Here is a 23,299-nt window from a genome sequence, read left to right as displayed (position 1 = left end):
CGCGCCCCTCCGGGCGTGCAGGACAGGGCGACAGGACCGCAGAATCCTTGACGGCGTCAAGGCACTGCCAGCACAGTCATGCGCGTCTGGAGGTGGTTTCCCTCCGGGCTGGCAATACCCTGAATCCATTGGGAATTCCACGACCCGGGTATCGGGCAGCGCACACCGGGAGAAGGGCGATGCGGGACCGGACGAGCCCATGACACGCTCTATAATCCCCGTTTGCAGAGTTTTGCACACACCACCCGGTCCGGATCCATGAGCGCCACACCCTATCAAACGCTGCCCGGTGGGCAGGCCCTGAGCCCCTTCCGCGCCCAGGCACTGCTTGCGCGGCTGCAGGCCATCGACGAAAACATCGAAAGCATCGGGGCCGAATGGTTCTACCCCCTCGCAATCCGGGCCGGGTCAGGCGGCAAGGCCGCAGCGGCCGGGCAGGGTGGCACCCCATGCTCCGGACAGGATCCGGCCGCGACACCACCCGAAGGCGACCGGCTGGCCCGCCTGCAGCAGCTGGTCGACGACCAGCCCGCCCCCCTTGACACCGACGGCAAGCACCAGCGCTCCCTCTGGGTCACGGCCCGGCAGGGCACGCTGTCACCCTGGTCATCCAAGGCCATCGACATCCTGCAGCATGCGGGCTTTGGCGACGTGACACGCATCGAGCGCGGCATCCGCTACCAGCTGGGCTTCAGGCATGGCCTGCTGGGCGGCAGCAAGGCAAGGGACTATCCGGCCGAACGCCTCGCCCAGCTGGCCGCCTGCCTGCACGACCCGATGACCGAGAGCTGGTTCACCGAAGCACCGGACCCGGCAAAGCTCTTTGCCGAACACGCCCCCGTGCCGCTGATCGCGGTGCCCCTGGGCGATGATGCCGGTGCCGCACTGCGGGCCGCCAACACCCGCCTGGGCCTGGCCCTGTCGGCCGACGAGATCGACTATCTGGCCCGCACCTACAGCGACCTGGGCCGCGACCCGACCGATGTCGAGCTGATGATGTTCGCGCAGGCCAACTCCGAGCACTGCCGCCACAAGATCTTCAACGCCGATTTCGTCATCGACGGCCAGCCGCAGGAAAAATCCCTGTTCGGCCTGATCCGCGATACCCACAAGACCCATCCGCAGGGCACCGTGGTGGCGTATTCCGACAATGCCGCCATTCTCGAGGGCGGCACGCAGCAAAGCTGGGCGCCCGATCCGGCCACCGGCCAGTACCGCTGGACCGATACCCCGGTGCACCGCCTGCTGAAGGTCGAAACGCACAATCACCCCACCGCCATCGCCCCGCACCCGGGGGCAGCCACCGGCAGCGGCGGCGAGATCCGTGACGAGGGCGCCACCGGCCGCGGTGGCACCCCGCGCTACGGCCTGACCGGCTTCACGGTCTCGAACCTGCGCATTCCCGGCTGGGAACAGCCCTGGGAGGCGGCCAACAGCCGTCCGCCCACCCTGGCCACGCCGCTCTCGATCATGATCGAGGGGCCGCTGGGCGGCGCTGCCTTCAACAACGAGTTCGGCCGCCCGAACCTGCTGGGCTATTTCCGGACCTTCGAAACACCACTGCAACCGAAGCATGCTGCCGCGACAGGCAGTGCGCAGGCCGGAAAGACCGCTGCCGTGCAGGGCAGGGACGTCTCCGCCCTGTCCGGCTGGGGCTACCACAAACCCATCATGATCGCCGGTGGCGTGGGCTCGGTGGATGCCCGCCACCAGACCAAACGCCCGCTGCCGGCCGGTACCCTGATGGTGCAGCTGGGCGGTCCGGGCATGCGCATCGGTCTGGGTGGCGGAGCAGCCTCCAGCATGGGCGTGGGCAGCAATGCCGCCGAGCTGGACTTTGCCTCGGTGCAGCGTGCCAACCCCGAAATGGAGCGCCGCGCGCAGGAAGTCATCAATGCCTGCCGCGCCATGGGCGAGCACAACCCGATCCTGTCCATCCACGACGTGGGGGCAGGGGGTCTGTCCAATGCCTTCCCGGAACTGGCGCACGATGCCGGCAAAGGGGCCGATTTCGATCTCTCCCGCATCCCGGTGGCCGAGAGCGGCATGTCGCCGGCCGAAATCTGGTGCAACGAGTCGCAGGAACGCTATGTACTGGGCATCGATCCGGCACGTCTGCCCGAGCTGCAGGCCCTGTGCGCGCGCGAGCGCTGCCCGATGGCCGTGGTCGGCACCGTCACCGACGCCGAACACCTGAAGCTGGCCAGCCCCGGTGAGGCCCCCGCCGTGGACATCGACATGAGCGTGCTGTTCGGCAAGTCGCCGAAGCTGCGCCGCGAGGGCCGGACCCCCGCAGCCGGCGAACTGCCCGGCATGGAACTGGCCGAACTGAACCTCGACACGCTGGCCATGCAGATCCTGCAGCTGCCGGCCGTGGCCAGCAAGAGCTTCCTGATCACCATTGCCGACCGGACCGTCGGTGGCCTGTCGGTGCGCGACCCGATGGTCGGCCCGTGGCAGGTGCCGGTGGCCGACTGCGCCGTGGGTCTGCTGGACTACCGCAACCACCACGGCGATGCACTCTCCATGGGCGAGCGCACGCCGGTGGCCGTGCTGGATGCCGCCGCCGCCTCGCGTCTGGCCATTGCCGAATCGCTGACCAACCTGCTGTCGGCCGTGCCGGACGACCTGCGCCAGACGAAGCTCTCGGCCAACTGGATGGCCAACGCCGGCAGCGCCGGACAAGACGCCGCCCTCTACGCCGCCGTACAGGCCGCCAGCCGGCTGTGCATCGATCTGGGCATCAGCATCCCGGTGGGCAAGGATTCGCTGTCCATGCGTGCCCGCTGGCAGGATGGTGAACAGGCCGTGGAAGTCGGCTCGCCCGTCTCGCTGATCGTCACCGCCCACACCCCGGTCAGCGACGTGCGCCGTGCGCTCACCCCCGAGATCAGCGCCGACCTGCAGACCTGCTTCGTGCTGGTCGATCTGGGTGCCGGCAACCAGCGCCTGGGCGGTTCGGCACTGGCGCAGATCACCGGCCGCACCGGCGATGCCGCCCCGGATCTGGACGATCCGCAGCTGCTCGTCCGGCTGTGGGATGCCGTGCGCGAGGCGCAGGCCCAGGGCCTGCTGCTGGCGTACCACGACCGCTCCGACGGCGGCCTCTTCGCCACCGCCTGCGAGATGGCCTTTGCCGGCCACTGCGGCGTGTCGCTGCAGCTCGACATGCTGACCATCGACCCGTTCACGGCCGATGCCGGCGACTTCAAGATCCGCACCGAACAGGTGGCCGAACTGCGGCAGGCCCGGGTGCTGCGTGCCCTGTTCAACGAGGAGCCGGGCGTACTGCTGCAGACCACCCGTGCCCAGCGCGACACCCTGCTGGGCCTGTTGCGCGCCCACGGCCTGTCGGTGCACTCGCACGTGGTGGGCACGCCCAACGCCCAGGACACCATCGAGGTCCACAACGACGGCAAATGCCTGCTGAGCCTGCCGCGTACCACGCTGCAGCAGGCGTGGTCCGAGACCAGCCATCGCATCGCCAGCCTGCGCGACAATCCGGCCTGCACGGCTGAAGCCTTTGCGCTGGAAGGGGCCACCCGCGACGATCCCGCACCGCTGTCGGTGCACCTGTCCGACGCCTCCCGCGAGGCCTGGCGCAACATGCCGGTTCCGGCGGTCGGCGGCAAGCGGCCGCGCGTGGCCATCCTGCGCGAGCAGGGCGTCAACAGCCAGCGCGAAATGGCGGCGGCCTTCGACCTGGCCGGCTTCGACGCCTTCGACGTGCACATGAGCGACCTGATCGCCGGCCGCCACGATCTGGCCACCTTCCAGGCACTGGTGGCCTGCGGCGGCTTCTCCTACGGCGATGTGCTGGGTGCCGGTGCCGGCTGGGCGCGCACCATCCTGTTCAGCCCGCAGCTGGCCGATGCCTTTGCCGCCTTCTTTGCCCGCCCCGACACACTGTCGCTGGGCGTGTGCAACGGCTGCCAGATGCTCTCGCACCTGAAGGGGCTGATTCCGGGGGCCGACGCCTGGCCGCGCTTCGTACGCAACCGTTCCGAGCAGTACGAAGGGCGCCTGTCCAGCGTGGAAATCCTGTCTTCCCCCTCCCTGTGGCTGGACGGCATGGCCGGTGACCGGCTGCCCATCGTCGTCTCGCACGGCGAGGGCCGGGCCGATTTCGGCCTGGACAGGGAGGGTGGCGAGACCGGCACAGGCACCACCGACGCACTGGCCGCACGCATGGCTGCCGCCCACCCGGCGCTGGGCTTCGTCGATGGCCTGGGCCAGGCCACCGAGACCTATCCGCTGAACCCCAACGGCTCACCGCAGGGGGTGACGGGCTTTGCCAGCGCCGACGGCCGCGCCACCATCATGATGCCGCACCCCGAGCGGGTATTCCGTCTGGCGCAGTGGTCGTGGGCACCGCGCGAGCTGCGCGACAGCGGCCTGGATCACTCGCCGTGGATGCGTCTGTGGCACAACGCGCGGCGGCAGTTCGGGTAATGGATGCCCTCCGGGCGGCCCCGGGATCGGGATGAAGCACCGCAGAGGAATCTCTGCACAAATCTGCGGGCGCTCTGGACCCCGAACCGGGATGAGCGCCTGAAGACATCATCTGTCGGCAAAGGCAGAACCACTGGCGCCAGATGAGTCCCTCCGGCTCCACGCCCGCTGCAGCCGGCGCTTGATGAAACGGGCCGGATCCACGGCACGGGCCAGTGTGGCCTCCACCACCGGCGGCTCGCCGCAGGCGTCGGCCGCGATCATCTCGGCGCCGATGGCGGCATACAGCGCCCCCCGGCCAGCCATGCCGGTCAGGATGTGCAGCCCCGCCCGCCGCGGCACCGGCAGCCGGTCGTTGCGTGCCAGCGCATCGGCCTGCGCGGCAATGGCCACGAGGTCCGGTGCCCGGCCGATCATCGGCAGGTTGTCACGCAGCTGCAGTCGCTCACCGACCGGCCCCTGCAGCCACGATTCGGGGCGCGACAGATAGTCCTGCAGCGCGTCGTCATCCCATGCGGAGGAGCCCCCCGCAGCACCTCCCCATGGGGTGGAACCCTGCGCAACGGTGCCGCACGACATTTCACGGCCGGTAACGGCGCATGTGGGCATGCCTTCCCCGGCATCAGGCCCCGCCTCATCCGGAGCAGCCGCGTTCGCCGGACCCGGCCAGTACACGGCGGCGGGCAACACCCCGGTGTCCAGCCAGTGCCGATGGGCCTCGTCCGAACGCAGCCAGAAGCTCCCCGGCCGCGTCAGTACGAGACCTTTCCCGCCCACCATGGGCAACAGGGCAGGGTGGCCAGGGTCCTCATCCCGGGAGCCACCGTCGGCCCGGGCCGTCCATGCACAGGCGGCACTCAGGCGCAGCCGGCCATGATCGGCCTCCTGCATGTCCGCCAGCGCAAAACTGTCCAGCTGGCAGGCCAGCACCACGACATCGGCCCGGGCCAGCAGCGCACCGGCCGTGTCGAACACCTGCCAGCAAAACGGTGCCGGCGCGCCCTCCCGGGGCGCATGCTCCCGGATCCGCCCCACCTTCACACCCAGCCGGACCGTCACCTGCGGCCGCTGCCGTACCTGCTGCCACCAGCGTGCCGGCGACACCGCCGCACAACCGGGGAACCAGATGCCGGCCTGTGCAGGCTGCCCGGGCACATCGGGCGGCAGCTCATCCCGCACGGTACGGGATCCCTGGCCGGCAGGGCCGGTCTGGTGCAATGCCGCCATCACAGGGGAAGCTGCCATCGGAAGGGAAGCAGCCCGCCAGACCTGCGCCACCGGGGCCGCCACGTGGGCCACGCAGCGTGCGGCCCGCGCGGCATCCATCGGCTGCAGCCGCCCGCAGACCTCGAAAGCCGGCGCCAGATCGGCTGCCGGTCCGGCCCGCAACCGGGCATGCTGCTGCAGCGCCGTCACCAGCAGCCGGCTGCGCAGATCGAAATCCGGCGTGAGTGCCGGATGCTGGGCTATCAGCGGCAGCCCGGCCACCGCACCGCCCAGCCGGTCGCGGGCCTCCAGCACCGTCACCTGCCAGCCCCGGCGGGAAAACGCCTCGGCCAGCGCACAGCCCGCCAGGCCACCGCCAATCACCACCACATGCTGCATCTGAATCTCCGCTGTCCGGGCACCGGAAGCATCCGCCACACCAGGTACCTGCACCAGTACCCGATCCGTGCTAGTCTTTCATGGTTTACCCTGAGCCCCCGAAAAACCGTGCCGCCCGGGCAGGCGCCCCTGCAAGGTCGTCCGCGCCGGCGTTCTGCGCCGCCTGCCGGCCCGGGCAATCCCGCAAAGGCCCTTGAAGCCTCTGCAAAGGTCCTGCGGCACTTCGACGGCGTTTCCCCGGGGGCGCATTCACATTCCAGGACATTCCAGGAGCCCATACTGCCATGGATCGTGCCAACGTCACGGTTGTCGATCACCCGCTGGTCCAGCACAAACTCACCCTGATGCGCCGGGCCGAAACCAGCACCGCCAACTTCCGCCGCCTGCTGGGCGAGCTGAGTGCGCTGCTGGCCTATGAAGTGCTGCGCGACATGCCCATGCACGAAGTCACCATCGAAACCCCGCTGGAGACCATGCAGTCCCGCCTGATCGACGGCAAGAAACTGTGCCTGGTCTCGATCCTGCGGGCCGGCAGTGGCATTCTGGATGGTTTTCTGGCCATCGTGCCGGGCGCCCGCGTCGGTCACATCGGCCTGTACCGCGACCCGAAAACGCTGCAGGCCGTCGAATACTACTTCAAGATGCCACCGGAGCTGGACGAGCGTGACGTGATCGTCGTCGATCCCATGCTGGCCACCGGTCACTCGGCCGTGGCGGCCGTCTCGCGCATCAAGGAAACGAAGCCGCGCTCGATCAAGTTCGTCTGCCTGCTGGCCGCCCCGGAAGGCATCGACACCTTCACGAAGGCCCACCCCGATGTGCCCGTCTTCACCGCAGCGGTGGACCGCTGCCTGAACGATCACGGCTACATCCTGCCCGGCCTGGGCGATGCCGGCGACCGGATATTCGGTACCAAATAACCCACAGGATTCCCGCATGACCGCAGAACAGCAATTCGACTTCGATCTCTTCGTCATCGGTGGCGGTTCGGGGGGCGTACGCGCCGCCCGCATCGCGGCCCAGCATGGCGCCCGCGTGGGCATTGCCGAGGGCTTCCGCTATGGCGGTACCTGTGTCATTCGTGGCTGCGTGCCCAAGAAGCTGCTGGTGTTCGCCTCGCGCTTTCCGCAGGGTTTTGCCGAAAGCCGCGGCTTCGGCTGGGAAGTGCCGGAGGTCCATTTCGACTGGAAGAAACTGGTGGCCGCCAAGAATGCCGAAATCACCCGCCTCGAAGGTGCCTATTCGGGCAACCTCGACAAGGCCGGTGTCCAGCGTTTTGCCGGTTACGCCCGCTTCCTGGGCCCCAACCAGCTGGAAATCACCACGGCCGACGGCAGGAAAACCGTCAGCAGCAGGGACATTCTCATTGCCACGGGCGGTGAGCCGGTGATGCCGGACGACCTGCCCGGCGTGGAACTGGCCATCAGCTCCAACGAGGTTTTCGATCTGCCCGAGTTTCCGCGTCGCATCGCCGTGGTGGGGGGCGGCTACATCGGCGTAGAGTTTGCCGGCATCTTCAGCGGGCTGGGTGCACAGGTCACGCAGATCCACCGCGGGCCGCGCGTGCTGCGCGGTTTCGATGTGCAGATGGCCGACCTGATCGTCGAGGCCTACCGCGAGAAGGGCATCGACATGCGGATGAACACCACCCTCCAGCGGCTGGACCGCCAGCCCGACGGCAGCATCCGCATCACCCTGCACGATGACAGCACACTCGACGTGGACCAGGTGCTGATCGCCACCGGCCGCCGTCCGGCCACGCGCAACCTCGGCCTGGAGAACGTGGGCGTGGAAACCGGCAAACAGGGCGAGATCATCGTCGACCGGCTCTCGCGCACCAATATGCCGGGCATCTACGCGGTGGGCGATGTCACCGGCACCGTGGCGCTGACCCCGGTGGCCATCCGCCAGGGCCATGCCTTTGCCGACACCACCTTCGGCGAAAAGCCCTGGGTGGCCGATCTGGACTTCATCCCGACCGCCATCTTCTCGACACCGGAGCTGGGCACCGTGGGGCTCAACGAGGAGCAGGCCGTCGAGCGTTATCCGCTGGTCGATGTCTACCGCACCAGTTTCCGTACGCTCAAGGCCACGCTGTCGGGCACGCAGGAACGCGTGCACCAGAAAATCCTCGTCGACCCCTGTACCGACAAGGTGCTGGGTGTGCAGCTGCTGGGCCCGGATTCGGCCGAGACCGTGCAGATCATCGCCACACTGATGCGCATGGGCGTGACCAAGCGCGACCTCGACCAGACCATGCCGCTGCACCCCAGCAGCGCCGAGGAGCTGATGACGATGCGCACCCCGGCCACCCGGCACCGCCGGCATCTGCACCGGCAGAAGGTGCTCTGCAAGGACTGCTGATCACGATCACGCGCACTCGCGCGACCGGAAGCGGCCGCTAGCCCTGGCATCACATGCTCCGCGGCCGCAGCAATCGGCCGGAGAACGCCAGGCTGCCGCATTGCGCGGAAATGACTGGCCACCAGCAGGACGCAGTCCGGGGCAGGAAGCACCGCGCATCACGGCCATGACGTGTCCGGCACGCCGCACAGCCGACCGGCAGTCGGCTGCCGTCAGACGAATAGACGGCAGCCGGCGGATTTTCGTGCACAAACTGGCATTCTCGCGGGGCAGGGAATTCCCGGAAACCGGGCATGTGGTGTCATGGCAGCCAAAGACACCCCATTGCCAGTGGCATCCGGGATTTCCTGCAGGGGAGTCTCCAGCCGGGCCAGCAGGCAGCACGGGCAGCCTGACCGGAGAGACTCCCCAGGGAGCCTCCGAAAAAGTCTGCCAGCGCCCTGGTCCCAGGACTTTCCCGGAGGCTCCCGAGCCCTCCAAGCCATACCCGGGAGCCCCCCTGTGCCAACCACCGGTACCGAGATCGAAGCCAGACACCTGGAAATCCTGCGGGATATTCGCCAGCCCATCCTCTTTGCGCTGAGCCGGAGCTTCCGCAACGCCTACGTCGCCGTGGTGGACCAGCTGGTCGAGCAGATCGTGCTCGAAACCTCCTGGGAGCGGCAGGACCAGCTCAACGCCTCGCTCGACCTGCTGCGCAACGGCAAGGCCAGCATCGAGCAGCAGTTCGAAACCGCCTGCGCCCGCAACTGGAAGCGCCGTACCGGCGTCTCGGCCGATGGCTCGTACAGCATGCCGGAGGCCGTCCTGCTGAGCGACGAACCGCCCACACTGCGTCTCGTCGACGACGACACCATGCGCGACCAGCTGCTGGTCGCCCGCATTTCGGCCCGCGCCCGCCGCCGCATGGACGAGGAGCTGGCCGATGGCCTGCGTGCGCGCTTCGGCGCACTGCTGGGCCAGGACTGGTTTGCCGAGAACGAATACCCGATCGCGCCGGACATCATCTTCGAGATCCTGCGCGAGATCTTCACCGCACACCAGGGACAGGCACCGCGGCAGAACGCCAGCACCGCCTCGTTCCTGCTGGATCTGTTCGAACCCAAACTGACGGTCGAACTGATCGAGACCTATCAGGACGTCAACCGACAGCTGATCGCCCGCGGCGTGCTGCCCGAGCTGCGCTACAGCATTGCCAAATCGCGCGGTTCCCAGCAGGCCGGCGCCTTCGGGCAGGAAGGCGAGGGTGGTGCGACAGAGGACGCCCAGGGCGAAGGCAGCTCTGGACGGGCAGGGGGTGCGGGCAGCGCTCGCGGCCTGGGTGCCGTCGAGGTCTCCGAGGCCGAACTGGGCCGGTGGGCCGACCAGATCGGCACCGTGGACAGCCACGAGCGGTCGGCTTCGCTGGCCCAGGCCACCCGCTATCTGGCCGATCCGCGCAACTTCGGTCAGGATGGCCAGGTGGCCGCCCACCGGCAGGCTGCCTCCGACCAGCTGATGGCCGTACTCAACGAGCTGCAGGCCCGTACCGAGGAGGCCAACAGCCCCGAGGACATGGGCGTGCTGATTCAGGAAGTGCGCCAGCAGTCGTCGGCCGCCGCCCAGTCGCACGGCACACCGCTGGACCGGCTGATCGTCGAAACCGTGGCCCAGGTGTTCCAGCACGTCTACGAAGACGACGCCATTGCCAACGCCATCAAGCAGCAGCTGCTGCGCCTGCAGGTGGCCGCCTTCAAGGCCGCCCTGATCGACGCCAGCTTCTTTGCCCGGCCCGACCACCCAATGCGCCGCTTCGTCGACCGGCTGGCCGAAATGGGTTCGGATCCGGACTTCGAGACGGAACCCGGCTCGCCACTGGTCAACGCCACCGAAGCGCTGGTCACTTGGGTGCTCAACAACTTCGAGCGCGAACTGGTGGTGATTGCCGAGGCACTGGACCGCACCGAGAAGATCATTGCCGAGGAAACCGCCCGCCGCGACGAACGCCTGCAGAAGATCGCCGAAGCCGCCAGCCGTGCCGAACGCATCGACCTGCTGCGCCAGGAAATCCGTCAGGGCATGCGTACCCGCATCGGTGCCGGCGGCGTGCCGGAATCCATCCAGCACTTTGCCGAACACGCCTGGACCGAAGTCATCGTGCGGCTGCGCGACGAAACCGGCGAGCTGCCCTTCGACGAGGCCCGTGCCCAGCGCGTGCTGGAAACCCTCATCTGGAGCGTTCAGCCCAAGAAAGCCACGGACATCAAGGAGCTGGCAAAGACACTGCCACAGCTGATTGCCGACCTGTCACGCGGACTGGCCTTCATCGCCATGCCCAGCAACGAGCGCGAGGCGTTCTTCAAGGAACTGATGGCCACCCATGGCAAGGTGATCGAACAGAGCAAGCACCAACCAGCGAGCAGTACCGGCCAGACCATCACGGCGAAGCATGGCGCCACGGGCCGGGCAGGGCAGCCGGGCACACCGGCCACGCAGGCACACGGCGCACGCCCATCCGCCACGGCGCCTGCAGCCTCCCAGACACGCCCGGCAGGCACCATGGCTGCTGCAGCCAGCCGGACACAACCGGCCACCGGCGCATCGGCCACCACCCAGGCACACCAGACGACCGCCGCACCAGCCACCGCCCAGGCACACCAGACGACCACCGCACCGGCCACCGGCCCGATGCGCACCGGCAGCGCACCGGCCACCGGCCCGATGCGCACCGGCAGCGCACCGGGTTCGGCCATCGCTGCCTCGCCCAGCCTGGCAGCCTCGACGGCCCGTGCCGCAGGTACCATGGCAGGCCCGGCCACCCGGCCGATGTCCGACGGCAGCACGCTGCAGGCTGCACAGCCGGCAACCACCGGCGGCACACCCGGTGTCGCAGATGACTACGATCCGGCCTGGGACGAAATTACCCGCAACCGGCTGGCCCACGGCGACGAGATCGAACGCGACATCGACGGTGAGACACGCCGCTACAAGCTGGGCTGGGTCAGCCCGTCGGCCACCGTGTACATCTTCTCGCGCTATCCGCGCGAGCACTGGACGGTCAACCGTCGCCAGCTGCACGAGCTGATGGTGGCCCGACAGGTTCGCGTCGTGCGCAAGCCTGCTTCCACGGCAGCGGCCATCGACGCGCTGCAGGCGGCCTGATGCGGATGACCTGACAGGATGCTGCGCGGTCCTGTCGACACCCAAAGTGTCCCCTGTACCATCCAAGGGGTTTCGCGGGGACGAGTATTTCATCATGGCCTCGGCGCTGGTGGCGAAAGTGGCGCGTGGCCTGGATGACAAAAACGGCCGCCTGCTGAAGCGCCTGCAAGTCTGGCTGGAACGCTATGTGAGCAACTGGGCGCAATGCGATGACCTTTGCATCAAACCGCTGTACGTGTATCTGCAGCGGCGTCCGCAGCTGCTGGAGCGTATCCACGACTGGGGAACGTTGCCAGGCCCGTGGTGCCGGCGCGCCTCGAATGTGGCGCTGCTCAAGTTCGTGGGCCGTAGCCCCGACGTCGATCAGGCGCTGGTCTTTGCCAACTGCGAGCGCCTGCTTGGCGATGCCGACCCGTATGTGCAGAAGGGCGTCGGCTGGATGCTGAAGGTGCTCAGCCAATATGAACTTCAGGCCGTGCATGACTTCCTGCACCGGCATCTGGCACGGATCAAACGCTCCACCTTGCGCTATGCCATCGAAAAGATGCCGCGCGACGTGCAGCGCAGCTTTACCCAGGCTGGAGCTTGAGCACCTGATGACAGGGAAGCTTACGCCGGGCCTGGCTGCAGCCAGCATCAGTAGCATCGTCAATTTGACATAATACTGATTATGCGAAATATAGTACTATCATCCCGCCACCCGGGTTCACCGGGATCGCTGCACATGCCCGCCCAATCCACGCCCTCCATTGCTGGCGCTTCTTGTGGCAGGAAAACATAACGCAACTTTCGTTTAACATCGTGGTCTGTGCCATACACCGCCTGCGGGAGCGTCTCCGGGTACGCCGCTTCTGCCGTGCGGGTTTGCATGGTTCCCCCAGCCCCTGCACCTTCAGACTCCCTGCGCCATGATTACACCGTCCCGTCGCCGTCTCCTGCTGGCCATGTCCGCTGCCCTGGTCCTGGCTGCCTGTACAAAATCCTCCGACGCGCCGGCCCCGGGCACCGATGCCGGCAAGGCAGCCGCGCCCACACACATGGTCATCGGCCTGGACGACAACTTCCCGCCCATGGGCTTTCGGGACGAAAAGAACCAGCTGGTCGGCTTCGACATCGACTTCGCCCGTGAAGCAGCCAGCCGCATGGGCATCGAGGTCGAGTTCAAGCCCATCGACTGGAACGCCAAGGAAGCCGAGCTGATCGGCAAGCGGGTCGATGCGCTCTGGAACGGGCTGACCATCACCGAGAAGCGCAAGCAGAACATCGCCTTCACGCAGCCCTACATGACCAACCACCAGATCATCATCGTGAAGGCCGGCTCGCCCATCACCAACAAGGCCGGTCTGGCCGGCAAGGTGGTCGGCACGCAGGATGGCAGCAGTGCGGTCGATGCCATCGAGAAGGACGAGACCACGCTCAAGTCCATGAAAACTCTCAAAAAATACGGTGACAACGTGTCGGTGCTGCTGGATCTGGATGCCGGCCGCCTGGATGCGGCCGTGCTGGATGAAGTGGTCGGCCGCTACTACATCGCCAAGAAGCCCGATGCGTACGTGGTGCTCGACGACAACTTCGGCACCGAGGAATACGGCGTGGGCCTGCGCAAGGACGACACGGCGCTGCAGCAGAAGCTGGGGGCTGCCATCGACGCCATGAAAAAGGATGGCAAGGCCGGCGAAATCTCCACCCGGTGGTTCGGCAAGAACATCATCCAGTGATGCACGTGCCGGGGGCTGCACGGCACCTCTCAACGCCCGCCGCGTGGCCCCCTCACCACCCTGCTTCCCCCGACCTTCCTGACAGGCCGTTCCCGTCTTGGACTACATTCTTTCCCTTCTCGGACCACTGGGTGAAGGCTCGCTGGTCTCGCTGCAGCTCTTCTTCATCACGCTGCTGCTGTCCATCCCGCTGGGCGTGGTGCTGGCGCTGATGCGCCTGTCCCGCCATCGCTGGCTGGGGCTGGGCGTCAACGGCTATCTGTGGCTGATGCGGGGCACGCCGCTGATGCTGCAGCTGCTGTTCATCTACTATGCGCTGCCGCTGCTGCCGGGGGGCGGCATTCAGCTGCCGGATTTTCCGGCGGCCGTGGTGGCCTTCGTGCTGAACTACGCCGCCTACTTCGCCGAAATCTTCCGGGCCGGCATCCAGTCGATCGACCGGGGCCAGTATGAAGGGGCCAAGGTGCTGGGCATGAGCTATCCGCAGACCATGCGCCGCGTCATCATGCCACAGGTCATCCGGCGCATTCTGCCGCCGCTGTCCAACGAGTTCATCACGCTGGTCAAGGACACCTCGCTGATCTACGTGCTGGCCCTCAATGACCTGCTGCGCGCCGCGCGCGGCATCGTGCAGCGCGATTTCACCATCACCCCGTTCATCGTGGCGGCCGTGTTCTATCTGCTGATGACGCTGCTGCTGACCTGGATGTTCCAGTCTCTCGAAAAACGCTATGCCAGCCATGACGCCTGAGTCCACGACCGCCCTGCCCGGCTCTTCGATGGTGGTGGCCCGCGACCTGCACAAGCGTTTCGGCGCCCTGCAGGTGCTGGGCGGGGTGTCGCTGCACATCGACCGTGGCGAGGTCATCGCGCTGATCGGCCCGTCCGGCTCGGGCAAGAGCACGCTGCTGCGCTGCCTCAACCATCTGGAAATCATCGACCGCGGCGAAATTCTCATCGCCGGCGAGAAGCTGGTCGACACCGACACCCAGGGCCGCGCGCGCTATATACCCGAGGCAGAGATCCGTCGCGTCTGCCGGCGCATGGGCATGGTGTTCCAGCATTTCAATCTGTTCCCGCACTTCACGGTGCTGGAAAACCTCATCGAGGCCCCCGTCACCGTCAAGGGGATGAAGCGCGACGAGATCGTGCCGCGTGCCGAGGAGCTGCTGCGCAAGGTGGGCCTGCTGGACAAGGCTGGTGCCTACCCCAACCGGCTATCGGGCGGCCAGAAGCAGCGGGTGGCCATTGCCCGGGCACTGGCCATGGACCCGGACATCATGCTGTTCGACGAGCCCACCTCGGCGCTCGATCCGGAGCTGACCGGCGAGGTGCTGCGCACGATGCGCCAGCTGGCCCACGAACACATGACGATGCTGGTCGTTACCCACGAAATGGCCTTCGCCCGCGAGGTGGCCCATCGGGTCTGCTTCATGGACAAGGGGCAGATCGTGGAGGAGCGCGCTGCCCGCGCCTTCTTCGAGAACCCGCAGCACGAGCGCGCGCGCGCCTTCCTCGAACACGTGCTGTAGGCCGAAGCCATCGCCCTTCGGCGCGCGTATCAGCTACCCACCCCCACGCAGTCGGCACACAGGCCGTACAGCGTCACCTCATGGTGGTCCACCTGAAAGCCGGGCGGCACCTCCATGCCCTGCAGGCTGCCCGGACAGCCATGGATGTCGAACACCTTCTGGCAGCGCGTGCACTGAAAATGGTGGTGGTGATGGGCGTGGGCGTGCAGGCTCTCGTAACGTGGGCTGTCGCCCGGCAGGGCCACGGTCTTGATCAGCTCCTCGGCCAGCAGGTCGCGCAGCGTACGGTAGATAGTGGCGATGCTGAGCGAGGGGATGGCCTCGCGGCCCGCCTGCAGAATTTCCTGCGGCCCCAGCGGCCGTTCGGACTCGTCGATGACCCGCAGGATCTCGGTGCGTTGTCGGGTCACGCGTTTCATACGGATGGCACCCTCCGGCAGCAGCTGTACTGCTTCCGATTATAGTGTCGTGTCCCTAGGGTGTCCCGGCCTCCGGCTCGCCGGCAGCAGCACCGCTGGCGGGGGCCAGCACGGCCAGCACACCTTCGAAGGCGATGCGGTCGGCCTGGGTCATCCGCTCCGGAAAACGCTGCCATTCGGCCGCCGAGGGCAGCAGGAACACCTCTTCCCAGACAGAGGCCCCTCCCGCCACCGGCATCTGCCGCAGCTGCCAGCGGGAAGCGCCGTTGCGCAGGCGGCTTTCGCGCATCCCCTGCATCGCACGCTGGAATGCGGCTTTCTGCCCCGCGCGGACACGATAACCCACGCTCACCCGATAGCGGCCATCCGGCATCTCCATGGCTGCCGGCCGGGAGGGAACATCACCGCCCTGCCCGTCCATGGTGTCCAGCTGGCGCACCATGTAGTCATCGGCCGTCACATCCTCGTCCGTACCCAGCCGCACCGGCAGACGCCGTGCCAGTACGGCAAAGACGGCCAGCAGCACGGCCGACGCGATCAGCACCTGCTGCAGGCCACTCACGTTCACCACGACCCCCCAGAAGAGGCTGCCCAGTGCCAGTCCGGCCTGAACGGAAATCTGGTTGTTGGCCACGGCGCGGGCACGGACCCACGCCGGCGCAATGCTCTGGGCCACCGTGGACAGGCCCGCCAGCACGCCCACCCACGCCATGCCGGCCAGAAAGGTGCCCACCACGGCCTGGGGTACCCAGCGCGACAGCCCCACCGTCAGGCTGGCTGCACTCCAGAACCACAGGGAACCCCGCACGATGCGTCCGGCACCGGGCCCCTGGCGCAGAAAGCGCGGCAGCCACAGGGCCGAGGCCACGGCACCGAGCCCAAAGGTGCTGTACAGAAAGCCATAGCCGTCGGCCGCCAGACCCAGACGCTGCTGCGCCACCAGCGGGAACATCGCCCACAGGGCGGCCGCACAGAAGCAGAAGGCAAAGTTGACGATGAGCGCCGCCCGCAGCACGCGGGCATGACCGGCAAAGCGCATGCCACTGCGGATGCCGGCCCACAGGGTTTCGCGGCCCGTGCTGTAGGCCGGTGGCTGCGGCGGCAGTGCCCGCAGGGCGGCCGGCAGCATCGGCAGGAAGAAAAGTGCAGCCGCCATCACGGCCAGTCCTTCGCCGAGCGTGGCTGCGATCAGGCCGGCCAGCGCCGGCCCCACCGAACGGGCGGCATTGAAGGCCACGGAACCCAGCGCCACCGCCTTGGGCAGCAGCGGGCGCAGCACCAGGCCATTGATCGAAGCCTGCTGTGCCGGCTGGTAGAAGGTATAGCCCAGCCCGCACAGGAGCGTGCAGGCCACCAGCGACCAGGGCTGCAGGGAACCGTGCTGGGCCATCAGCCCGACGGCGGCCGTGGCCAGACCCATCATCAGATGGGTGAACACCAGAATGTAGCGACGGTCGAACACGTCGGAGAGCGACCCCGACACCAGCCCGAACAGCAGAAAAGGCAGGGTGCTGGCCGCCTGGACCAGCCCAACCAGCAGCGCGGATCCGCTCAGCCCGGCCATCAGCCAGCCGGCCATGGCCGACTGCATGGTGTAGGCCATGGAGGTGGTCACGGCTCCGGTATAGAGCTGCCGGTAGGCCGGGATGCCCAGTGGAGAATCCGCCAGCCATCGCCGGCGCGAAGACGCCTGCTCCGCCATCAGGGCGCGGCTTTCAGGTCCGGACAGGGAATGCGAACCTCATCCCCCTCGGCCACCACCTCGGTCAGCGTGCCGGAGCCCGGACGGCGGGTCACCAGCAGCGACTGCCAGCTGCATTCCTCGCCGCGGAACACGGCCACCGCATGGATGGTCTGGCGGGCCGTGCTGCGCGGTGCGCCCGGTTCGCGCTGGGTCTGCCAGCGGCGATCGATGAAATAGGTCTCGCTCGGCTCACGTCCCAGCAGCGTGCTGGTCAGACTCTGCAGCTGGTGGGCCATGCGCTGGGTACCCACGGCCTGCCGGGCCGCCGGGCGCAACGGCGTCACGGCGGTCAGCCGGGCGCCAGCCGGCATGGTGCTGATCGGCTTGACCGGCTGCTGGGCAGCACTTTCACGGGCGCCCTTGACGGCTGCCGCCGTCGAGGCGGCCGTGGCTGCGCGACTGTTGACGGGTACTGCGGGCTGGGCCGTGCCGGCCGAACCGGCAGCCCCGGCCGCCGAGGCTGCCCCTCCAGCCACCGCAGCCGCGCCGCCGGCAACGGCAGCACCGCCCTGTGCAACCGCACTGCCCGCCCGGTTCAGCGGGAAGATCTCGTTACGGGTGATGGGGCTCTGGGCCTTGTCACGGGCAGCCTTGCGGGCGGCTTCGGCCTGACGCGCCTCTTCTGCCTTGCGGGCCTCTTCGGCACGACGCGCTTCTTCTGCCTTGTGGGCCTCCTCGGCACGACGGGCTTCCTCTGCCTTGCGAGCTTCTTCGAGACGACGGGCTTCTTCGGCCTTGCGGGCCTCCTCGGCACGACGGGCTTCCTCTGCCTTGCGCGCTTCTTCGGCACGGCGGGCCTCTTCAGCCCTGCGAGCTTCCTCCGCCCTGCGGGCTGCTTCTGCCCGGCGGCCCTCTTCGGCCTTGCGTGCCTCTTCGGCACGACGGGCTTCCTCGGCCTTGCGGGCGGATACTGCGGCACCGGCAGCGCCCGCGGTACCGGACGCACCCCCGGCTGCGGCCGTCTTGCCAGCACGCCCGGCTGCTGGCAGCGCGGGGGATTCAACCGGTTTGGCGCGCAGCATCCGGCCCCAGGCCGCGCTGCCACCCGACAGGTCGGTATCGACCGCCACCACGCCGAGCAGGTCGGGCACCGGCAGCCAGCTCTCGAACTTGCCGGGGAAGCCGGCCAGGCGCACTTCCAGCGTCTGGCGCACCGGTTCGAGATGGGTCACCGTCTCCAGCCAGCAGTCGGTGGGCAGATCCCCCACGCGGTTCGACAGCGGCGCCAGCGGCACGATCAGCTCGGTGGCTTTGGCTTCGGCCGGGGTGAGCGTCACATAGCAGGTATTGATGATGCGCAGGCTCTGGTTGTCACCGATCTGCACGAACAGATGCGGATAACCCGAGAACGAATTCTTGCCGTAGGGGTCGGCCGGGTGGGCAATCTCGCCCAGGGGCCGGGTGGAACGCAGGTACAGGTACAGCGACTGACCATCCTTCACCGTACCGACCGGGTGCGCACGCGCCTCGTCGAAGCTACCAGTCACGCGGTCGGTCAGCGCCAGGTCCACCACACCATCGAGCACGCGCTCGGACGCCGGGCTGCTGACGCTGGCCGCCCCGGAAATCGACGAATTGGTACTGTAGTCGGCACCGCTCCCCCCGGAACTGCTGCCGGGTGTGCTGCAGGCAGCCAGCGCCGCCAGCCCCATGCCCAGCAGGGCCGCCTGGATGCCCCGTGCCAGCGCAGCGCCCCGCAGGCGCCCCCCCGGCGAATGGATGGACTGCAGCGACACGGCGGGCAGGCGGGAGACCGGAGCGAAAGCATCGGATGGGGACATGGCAGGCTGGAAGATCGATTCATGCCGCGGCGCCGGGGCCGGGCGAAGGGATGAGGAATCGGACAACGGGGCGAATGCGCGGTTCATGTCGTGTGGGCCGGGGTCTCGAACGGCTTCAAGTATCTTCGGACGCCGGACGGACTGCGTCAACCCGGGCATGAGCGGCCACCTGGGGCGGCTGAAACGGCCCCGGATGTTGCAGGAAACCCATCAGGATGGGCCATGGGTACATTCGTCTCCGCCTGGGCCGTGAATCCGTGTATTGGCAGGTATCACACCGGCAGCCGGACGGCCACGACCGAACAGCCGGTCGTAGTTTTCGGTGGTGATGCGGCCGATCTCCCCGACCGGCACCTGTCGCAGGGCGGCAACAGCCTCGGCCACATGGGCCACCCAGCCCGGCTGGTTCTGCTTGCCCCGGTACGGCACCGGCGCCAGAAAGGGCGAATCGGTTTCGATCAGCAGCCGGTCGGCGGGCACCCGGCGGGCCACCTCGTGCACCGTGGTGGCCTTCTTGAAACTGACGATGCCCGACATCGAGATGTAGAAGCCGATATCCAGCGCCTGCCGGGCGATCTCCCAGTCTTCGGTGAAGCAGTGCATCACCCCACCGGCCGCCCCGGCGCCCTCTTCCCGCAGCAGGCGCATCGTGTCTTCGGCCGCCGCACGGGTATGGATGATCAGTGGCTTGCCCGCCTCGCGCGCAGCCCGGATGTGTACTCGGAAGCGCTCGCGCTGCCAGTCCAGCTCCGCGGCCGGCATGCGGTAGTAATCGAGCCCGGTCTCGCCGATGGCCACCACCTGCGGATGCATGGCCAGCTGGACCAGCTGGGCCACGGTGGGTTCGGCCACATCCAGATAGTCGGGATGAACCCCCACCGACGCGCTGAGCAGGCCGGCGTGCCTGCCCACCAGCGTCATCATGTCCGGCCAGTCTTCCAGATTGACGGACACGCACAGCGCATGCTCGACCCCGTTGGCGGCCATGGTGGCCAGCACCTCCGGCCAGCGCTCCGGGTGCTCCGGGTCGTGAAATTCAGGAAAATTCAGGTGACAGTGGGAGTCGACAAACATGCAGCCCGTTCAGATCGTGTACGAATTGGGAGGCGATTTTAGTGCAGGCCCCAGCAGCGTCTCGATCTTTTCCCGGGCCACCACACTGGCATCGGTCTTGCTGAACTGGATGCCGATGCCCTGGCGGCGGTTGGTGGCGCCAGCCGGAGTGATCCAGGCCACCCGGCCGGGAATGGCAGTCTTGGTGCTGTCATCCATCAGCGTGAGGATGATGTAGAGTTCATCGCCCAGCTGCGCCGGCTTGTCGGTGGGAACGAACAGCCCGCCGTTTTCCAGGAACGGAATGTAGGCCGCCAGCAGGGCAGACTTTTCCTTGATCGACAGCGGGATCACGCCGGGGCGGGTGGCGGGCCGGTTGCCGGAGGTGGCGCCGGGCGCCGGGTACATGGTGCTCATCGTGGGTGTGCGCGTCCTGGGGTTTGACGACGGACGAATGCCTCCAGATAGGCCGTCAGCGCAGACTCCATGAACAGGCGCGGGTTGAGCGGATGCCGAACCAGCCCCGCCTGCCGCTGCAACGCTGCTGACACCTCGGCCAGCCGGACCAGCGAACTGCGCTGGGCCAGGCTGGCCAGCCGGGATGCAGACTCCGGAAAGAAACGGGGCGCGGCACCGGCGTGGGCACGCAGCAGATCACTGATCCAGCGCAGCAGCAGGTAATACCAGGTTGCCGCCGGCACCGTCGTCGCCTTGTCGGCCACCGTATCCAGCCCAGTGTCGGGCAACGCCGACAGCGATGAAAGCAGCGTCCGATAGACGGTCAGGTGTGCTGGGTCGGCGAGATCGCGCGCGTGCAGCGGCGCCATGCCCGACCACGCCAGCAGCTGGGCGGCATCGGCCGCCGGCAGCCCGGTGACCGCCTGCAGCCAGCGCATCGCCTCGTCCTGCGCGGGCTGCGGCACTGCCACCGACCGGCAGCGGGAGCGTACCGTGGGCGGCAGCTGGGCTGGCAGGTGGGACACCAGCAGGAACCACGTATGTTCGCCCGGCTCTTCCAGCATCTTGAGCAGCGCATTGGCTGCCGGCGTGGACAGCGTCTCGGCCGGATCGATGATCACCACCCGTGCATGCCCGCGGGCACTGGTGGTGGTGATGAAGTGCTCCAGATCGCGCACCTGGTCGATGGAGATGTCCCACGCCTTCGTGGTCTGTGCCCCCTCCTTCGCCCGGCTGCTGCGCGACTCGGAGGTGGCCAGTTCCAGCAGCCGGAAATCCGGATGATGGCCGGACGCAAACCAGCGGCAGGCCGGACATGTCCCGCAGGCCTGGACCGGCGCGGGCGGCTTCGGCAGCTGCTCGCACAGCAGCCCCTGGGCCAGCGCCCGCGCAAACGCTCCCTTGCCGATGCCCGGCAGCCCGGCCAGCAGCAGGGCGTGGTGCAGGTCGTCGCCCTCGCCGAGCAGACGGTGCAGCAGCGGCTGCTGGCTGTCGAACACGGGCAGCAGCGGGCCGTCCAGCGTGGTGGCAGTCGCGGCCTCATCGACGCCATCGGCCGGTGCCGGCGCTTCACCATCGTGCACCGGCAGGTGGGTACGCCCGCGCCCCGTGGCAGCACGGTGGGCAGATGCGGCACCGCGCCCGCCCCCGCTGCCAGCGGTACCGCGGCTGGCGCCGCTGCCGGAGGCACGGCCGGCGGCGTTCACGCCCCCTCCCGCCAGCGCGCGTGCACGCCGGCCAGATCGGCCAGCAGCCGGGCGCCGACCACGTCCGGCGTGGCCGTGGCATCCAGCACGAAGAAGCGGCCGGGGTCGGCCGCCACCCGGTCCAGGTAGGTCTGGCGTACCCGGGCAAAATAGTCCAGTTCACGGGCCTCGAAGCGGTCGGCTGCCCGCACGGCAGCGCGACGCGCCGCTGCCACCTCGGGCGGCAGGTCGAACAGGTAGGTGCGCACCGGTGACAGCCCGCCCTGCACCCACGCCTCGAGCTGGGCCAGCCGGGTGGTATCCACCCCCGAACCGCCTCCCTGATAGGCAAAGGTCGAATCGGTGAAACGGTCACAGACCACCCAGCCGCCCGCCGCCAGGGCCGGACGGATCACCCGCTGCAGATGGTCGCTGCGCGCCGCAAAGGCCAGCAGCGCCTCGGTATCGGGCTGCATGTCCTGCGCCAGCAGCAGCCCGCGCAGCGTCTCGGCCAGCGGGCTGCCGCCCGGCTCCCGGGTCAGCGTCACCTGTTCGCCCCGCCCCTGCAGCCACTGCACACAGGCATCCACGTGCGTGCTCTTGCCGGCACCGTCGATGCCCTCGAAGCTGATGAAGCAGCCCTGCTTGTGTTTCATGGCTTCACTCATGATTCTGTCTCATTGGCGCGTGGTTGGACGCCGCCCCCGCGGCCTCGGCTGCCGCTGCCGTCCCCTTGAGCGGCTGGCCCCCCGCCTTGCGCTGGAAGCGGTTCACGGCCCGGTTGTGGCTGGCCAGATCGGCCGAGAACTCCGAGCGGCCATCTCCCCGTGCCACGAAATACAGGTTGTCCGACCGGGCCGGGCGGGCGGTTGCCTGCAAAGCCCGCATGCTGGGCAGGGAGATGGGCGTGGGCGGCAGGCCCCTGTGCACATAGGTGTTGTAGGGCGACGGATGGCGCAGATCCTTCTTGCGCAGGTTGCCGTCGAAGCCCTCGCCCAGTCCGTAGATGGTGGTGGGGTCGCTCTGCAGCGGCATGCCCTTTTTCAGGCGGTTGATGAACACCGAGGCCACCATCTCGCGGTCCAGCTCGTGGCCCGTTTCCTTCTCCACCACCGAGGCCAGCGTCAGCAGCTCGTCCGGAGTCTTCAGGGGGGAATCGGTGGCCCGGTTCTCCCAGGCTGCCTGCAGCCGGCTCTGTTGCAGCGCCAGCGCCCGGTGCAGCACGGTGATGTCGTCACTGCCCGGACGGTAGGCGTAGGTGTCGGGCGCAAAGCGTCCCTCGGGACTCGCACCGGCCACCCCCAGCCGTTCCATCACCTCGGCATCGCTCAGCGCCGACAGCGTATCGTTCAGCTCGGGCGCCCTTTTGAGGGCTGCCCGGATGTCACGCATGCGCCAGCCCTCGAGCAGCGTCAGCAACCTGCCCTTTTCCTGCTGCCCGGCCACCAGCTCGCCCAGCACGTCCTGCAGCGTGGCCGGCCCGGTGATCAGGTAATTGCCGGCTTTGATCTGCGCCGCATCACCCCGCAGGCGCAGTGCCGCCGCCAGCTGCCAGGACGACACCGGCACCCCGGCCTGCTGCAGCACACCGGCCAGCCGCTGCGGACCGGCCTGCCCGCGCGGCACATCGAAGGCGGCCTCGGCACCGTCGGCAACCAGCACCCGGTGGCCGTAGCTCCACCATTGCCAGCCCGCCACGGACAGGCACACCAGCAGCACGGACAGCAAAAGACGACGAAGCAGACGCATAGGAAGTTGACCGGCCAGATATTTCGCCGAAAGAATGTGGCGCTACACGCTATGATACAGAGTAGACAGGACTGGGCCGCGTTCGATTCCTGCGTACA

Annotated in this window: 17 protein-coding genes; 8 read left to right on the top strand and 9 right to left on the bottom strand. The window is 68.0% G+C overall.

Features of this window, described 5'->3' with window-relative positions; genetic code table 11:
• Positions 1–258: 258 nt before the first annotated feature.
• Entirely contained in the window at positions 259–4,452 is a 4,194-nt protein-coding gene (gene purL, locus EHV23_RS07550; protein WP_125095375.1) for a phosphoribosylformylglycinamidine synthase, read from the top strand.
• 108 nt (positions 4,453–4,560) lie between these two features.
• On the opposite strand, the gene EHV23_RS07545 is transcribed toward purL, so the two are convergent.
• Positions 4,561–6,096: an FAD-dependent oxidoreductase gene (locus EHV23_RS07545; RefSeq protein WP_275265087.1), complete on the bottom strand. Its 1,536-nt coding sequence runs from the start codon at positions 6,094–6,096 to the stop codon at positions 4,561–4,563.
• A gap of 245 nt (positions 6,097–6,341) precedes the next feature.
• On the opposite strand from EHV23_RS07545, the gene upp reads away from it, so the two are divergent.
• The 7 genes from upp (at position 6,342) to EHV23_RS07510 (ending at position 14,812) form a co-directional block, all read left to right on the top strand.
• Positions 6,342–6,977 (top strand): uracil phosphoribosyltransferase, encoded by a 636-nt coding sequence (gene upp, locus EHV23_RS07540; protein WP_125095373.1) that lies wholly within the window; start codon positions 6,342–6,344, stop codon positions 6,975–6,977.
• Between the two features lie 16 nt (positions 6,978–6,993).
• Positions 6,994–8,421 (top strand): glutathione-disulfide reductase, encoded by a 1,428-nt coding sequence (gorA, locus tag EHV23_RS07535; RefSeq protein WP_125095372.1) that lies wholly within the window; start codon positions 6,994–6,996, stop codon positions 8,419–8,421.
• A 501-nt stretch (positions 8,422–8,922) separates the two neighbouring features.
• On the top strand, positions 8,923–11,562 hold the full coding sequence (locus EHV23_RS07530) for a DUF1631 family protein (RefSeq protein ID WP_158615878.1): 2,640 nt from the start codon (positions 8,923–8,925) through the stop codon (positions 11,560–11,562).
• Between the two features lie 94 nt (positions 11,563–11,656).
• Positions 11,657–12,151 (top strand): DNA alkylation repair protein, encoded by a 495-nt coding sequence (locus EHV23_RS07525; RefSeq protein WP_125095370.1) that lies wholly within the window; start codon positions 11,657–11,659, stop codon positions 12,149–12,151.
• Between the two features lie 319 nt (positions 12,152–12,470).
• Positions 12,471–13,280 carry an amino acid ABC transporter substrate-binding protein gene (locus EHV23_RS07520; RefSeq protein WP_125095369.1) on the top strand — a complete coding sequence of 270 codons (810 nt, stop codon included), beginning with the start codon at positions 12,471–12,473 and terminating at the stop codon, positions 13,278–13,280.
• Between the two features lie 97 nt (positions 13,281–13,377).
• A complete protein-coding gene (locus EHV23_RS07515) occupies positions 13,378–14,031 on the top strand; it encodes an amino acid ABC transporter permease (RefSeq protein WP_125095368.1) in 654 nt (217 codons plus the stop codon).
• Positions 14,032–14,059: 28 nt separating this feature from the next.
• The gene (locus tag EHV23_RS07510; RefSeq protein ID WP_125095598.1) at positions 14,060–14,812 is read left to right on the top strand and encodes an amino acid ABC transporter ATP-binding protein; all 753 of its coding nucleotides are present in this window, start codon (positions 14,060–14,062) and stop codon (positions 14,810–14,812) included.
• 29 nt (positions 14,813–14,841) lie between these two features.
• On the opposite strand, the gene EHV23_RS07505 is transcribed toward EHV23_RS07510, so the two are convergent.
• From EHV23_RS07505 to mltG, 8 genes are all read right to left on the bottom strand, one after another.
• Positions 14,842–15,231, bottom strand: coding sequence for a Fur family transcriptional regulator (locus EHV23_RS07505; protein ID WP_125095367.1), 390 nt, complete (start codon positions 15,229–15,231; stop codon positions 14,842–14,844).
• A gap of 55 nt (positions 15,232–15,286) precedes the next feature.
• Positions 15,287–16,933, bottom strand: coding sequence for an MFS transporter (locus EHV23_RS07500; RefSeq protein ID WP_125095366.1), 1,647 nt, complete (start codon positions 16,931–16,933; stop codon positions 15,287–15,289).
• Entirely contained in the window at positions 16,933–18,756 is a 1,824-nt protein-coding gene (locus EHV23_RS15560) for a hypothetical protein (protein WP_203228904.1), read from the bottom strand. Before EHV23_RS15560 ends, EHV23_RS07500 begins: the two co-directional genes overlap by 1 nt.
• Positions 18,757–18,966: 210 nt before the next feature.
• A complete protein-coding gene (locus EHV23_RS07480; RefSeq protein WP_125095365.1) occupies positions 18,967–19,830 on the bottom strand; it encodes a TatD family hydrolase in 864 nt (287 codons plus the stop codon).
• Between the two features lie 9 nt (positions 19,831–19,839).
• A complete protein-coding gene (locus EHV23_RS07475) occupies positions 19,840–20,217 on the bottom strand; it encodes a PilZ domain-containing protein (protein ID WP_125095597.1) in 378 nt (125 codons plus the stop codon).
• A 5-nt stretch (positions 20,218–20,222) separates the two neighbouring features.
• Positions 20,223–21,473 (bottom strand): DNA polymerase III subunit delta', encoded by a 1,251-nt coding sequence (gene holB, locus EHV23_RS07470; RefSeq protein ID WP_158615877.1) that lies wholly within the window; start codon positions 21,471–21,473, stop codon positions 20,223–20,225.
• On the bottom strand, positions 21,470–22,108 hold the full coding sequence (gene tmk, locus EHV23_RS07465) for a dTMP kinase (protein WP_125095363.1): 639 nt from the start codon (positions 22,106–22,108) through the stop codon (positions 21,470–21,472). Before tmk ends, holB begins: the two co-directional genes overlap by 4 nt.
• 4 nt (positions 22,109–22,112) lie before the next feature.
• A complete protein-coding gene (gene mltG / locus EHV23_RS07460; protein WP_125095362.1) occupies positions 22,113–23,201 on the bottom strand; it encodes an endolytic transglycosylase MltG in 1,089 nt (362 codons plus the stop codon).
• Positions 23,202–23,299: the final 98 nt, after the last annotated feature.

Source organism: Lautropia dentalis (assembly GCF_003892345.1).
GTDB lineage: Bacteria > Pseudomonadota > Gammaproteobacteria > Burkholderiales > Burkholderiaceae_E > Lautropia > Lautropia dentalis.
Note: the sequence above shows the minus strand (reverse complement) of the source record. Positions and strands in the feature narration are given on the sequence as shown.

Excerpts from the sequence above, each read along its gene's own strand:
- purL (WP_125095375.1), top strand. The coding sequence starts at position 259 with ATGAGCGCCACACCCTATCAAACGCTGCCCGGTGGGCAGGCCCTGAGC.
- upp (WP_125095373.1), top strand. The coding sequence starts at position 6,342 with ATGGATCGTGCCAACGTCACGGTTGTCGATCACCCGCTGGTCCAGCAC.
- gorA (WP_125095372.1), top strand. The coding sequence starts at position 6,994 with ATGACCGCAGAACAGCAATTCGACTTCGATCTCTTCGTCATCGGTGGC.
- EHV23_RS07525 (WP_125095370.1), top strand. The coding sequence starts at position 11,657 with ATGGCCTCGGCGCTGGTGGCGAAAGTGGCGCGTGGCCTGGATGACAAA.
- EHV23_RS07520 (WP_125095369.1), top strand. The coding sequence starts at position 12,471 with ATGATTACACCGTCCCGTCGCCGTCTCCTGCTGGCCATGTCCGCTGCC.
- EHV23_RS07510 (WP_125095598.1), top strand. The coding sequence starts at position 14,060 with ATGGTGGTGGCCCGCGACCTGCACAAGCGTTTCGGCGCCCTGCAGGTG.
- EHV23_RS07505 (WP_125095367.1), bottom strand. The coding sequence starts at position 15,231 with ATGAAACGCGTGACCCGACAACGCACCGAGATCCTGCGGGTCATCGAC.
- EHV23_RS07500 (WP_125095366.1), bottom strand. The coding sequence starts at position 16,933 with ATGGCGGAGCAGGCGTCTTCGCGCCGGCGATGGCTGGCGGATTCTCCA.
- EHV23_RS15560 (WP_203228904.1), bottom strand. The coding sequence starts at position 18,756 with ATGTCCCCATCCGATGCTTTCGCTCCGGTCTCCCGCCTGCCCGCCGTG.
- EHV23_RS07480 (WP_125095365.1), bottom strand. The coding sequence starts at position 19,830 with ATGTTTGTCGACTCCCACTGTCACCTGAATTTTCCTGAATTTCACGAC.
- EHV23_RS07475 (WP_125095597.1), bottom strand. The coding sequence starts at position 20,217 with ATGTACCCGGCGCCCGGCGCCACCTCCGGCAACCGGCCCGCCACCCGC.
- tmk (WP_125095363.1), bottom strand. The coding sequence starts at position 22,108 with ATGAAACACAAGCAGGGCTGCTTCATCAGCTTCGAGGGCATCGACGGT.
- mltG (WP_125095362.1), bottom strand. The coding sequence starts at position 23,201 with ATGCGTCTGCTTCGTCGTCTTTTGCTGTCCGTGCTGCTGGTGTGCCTG.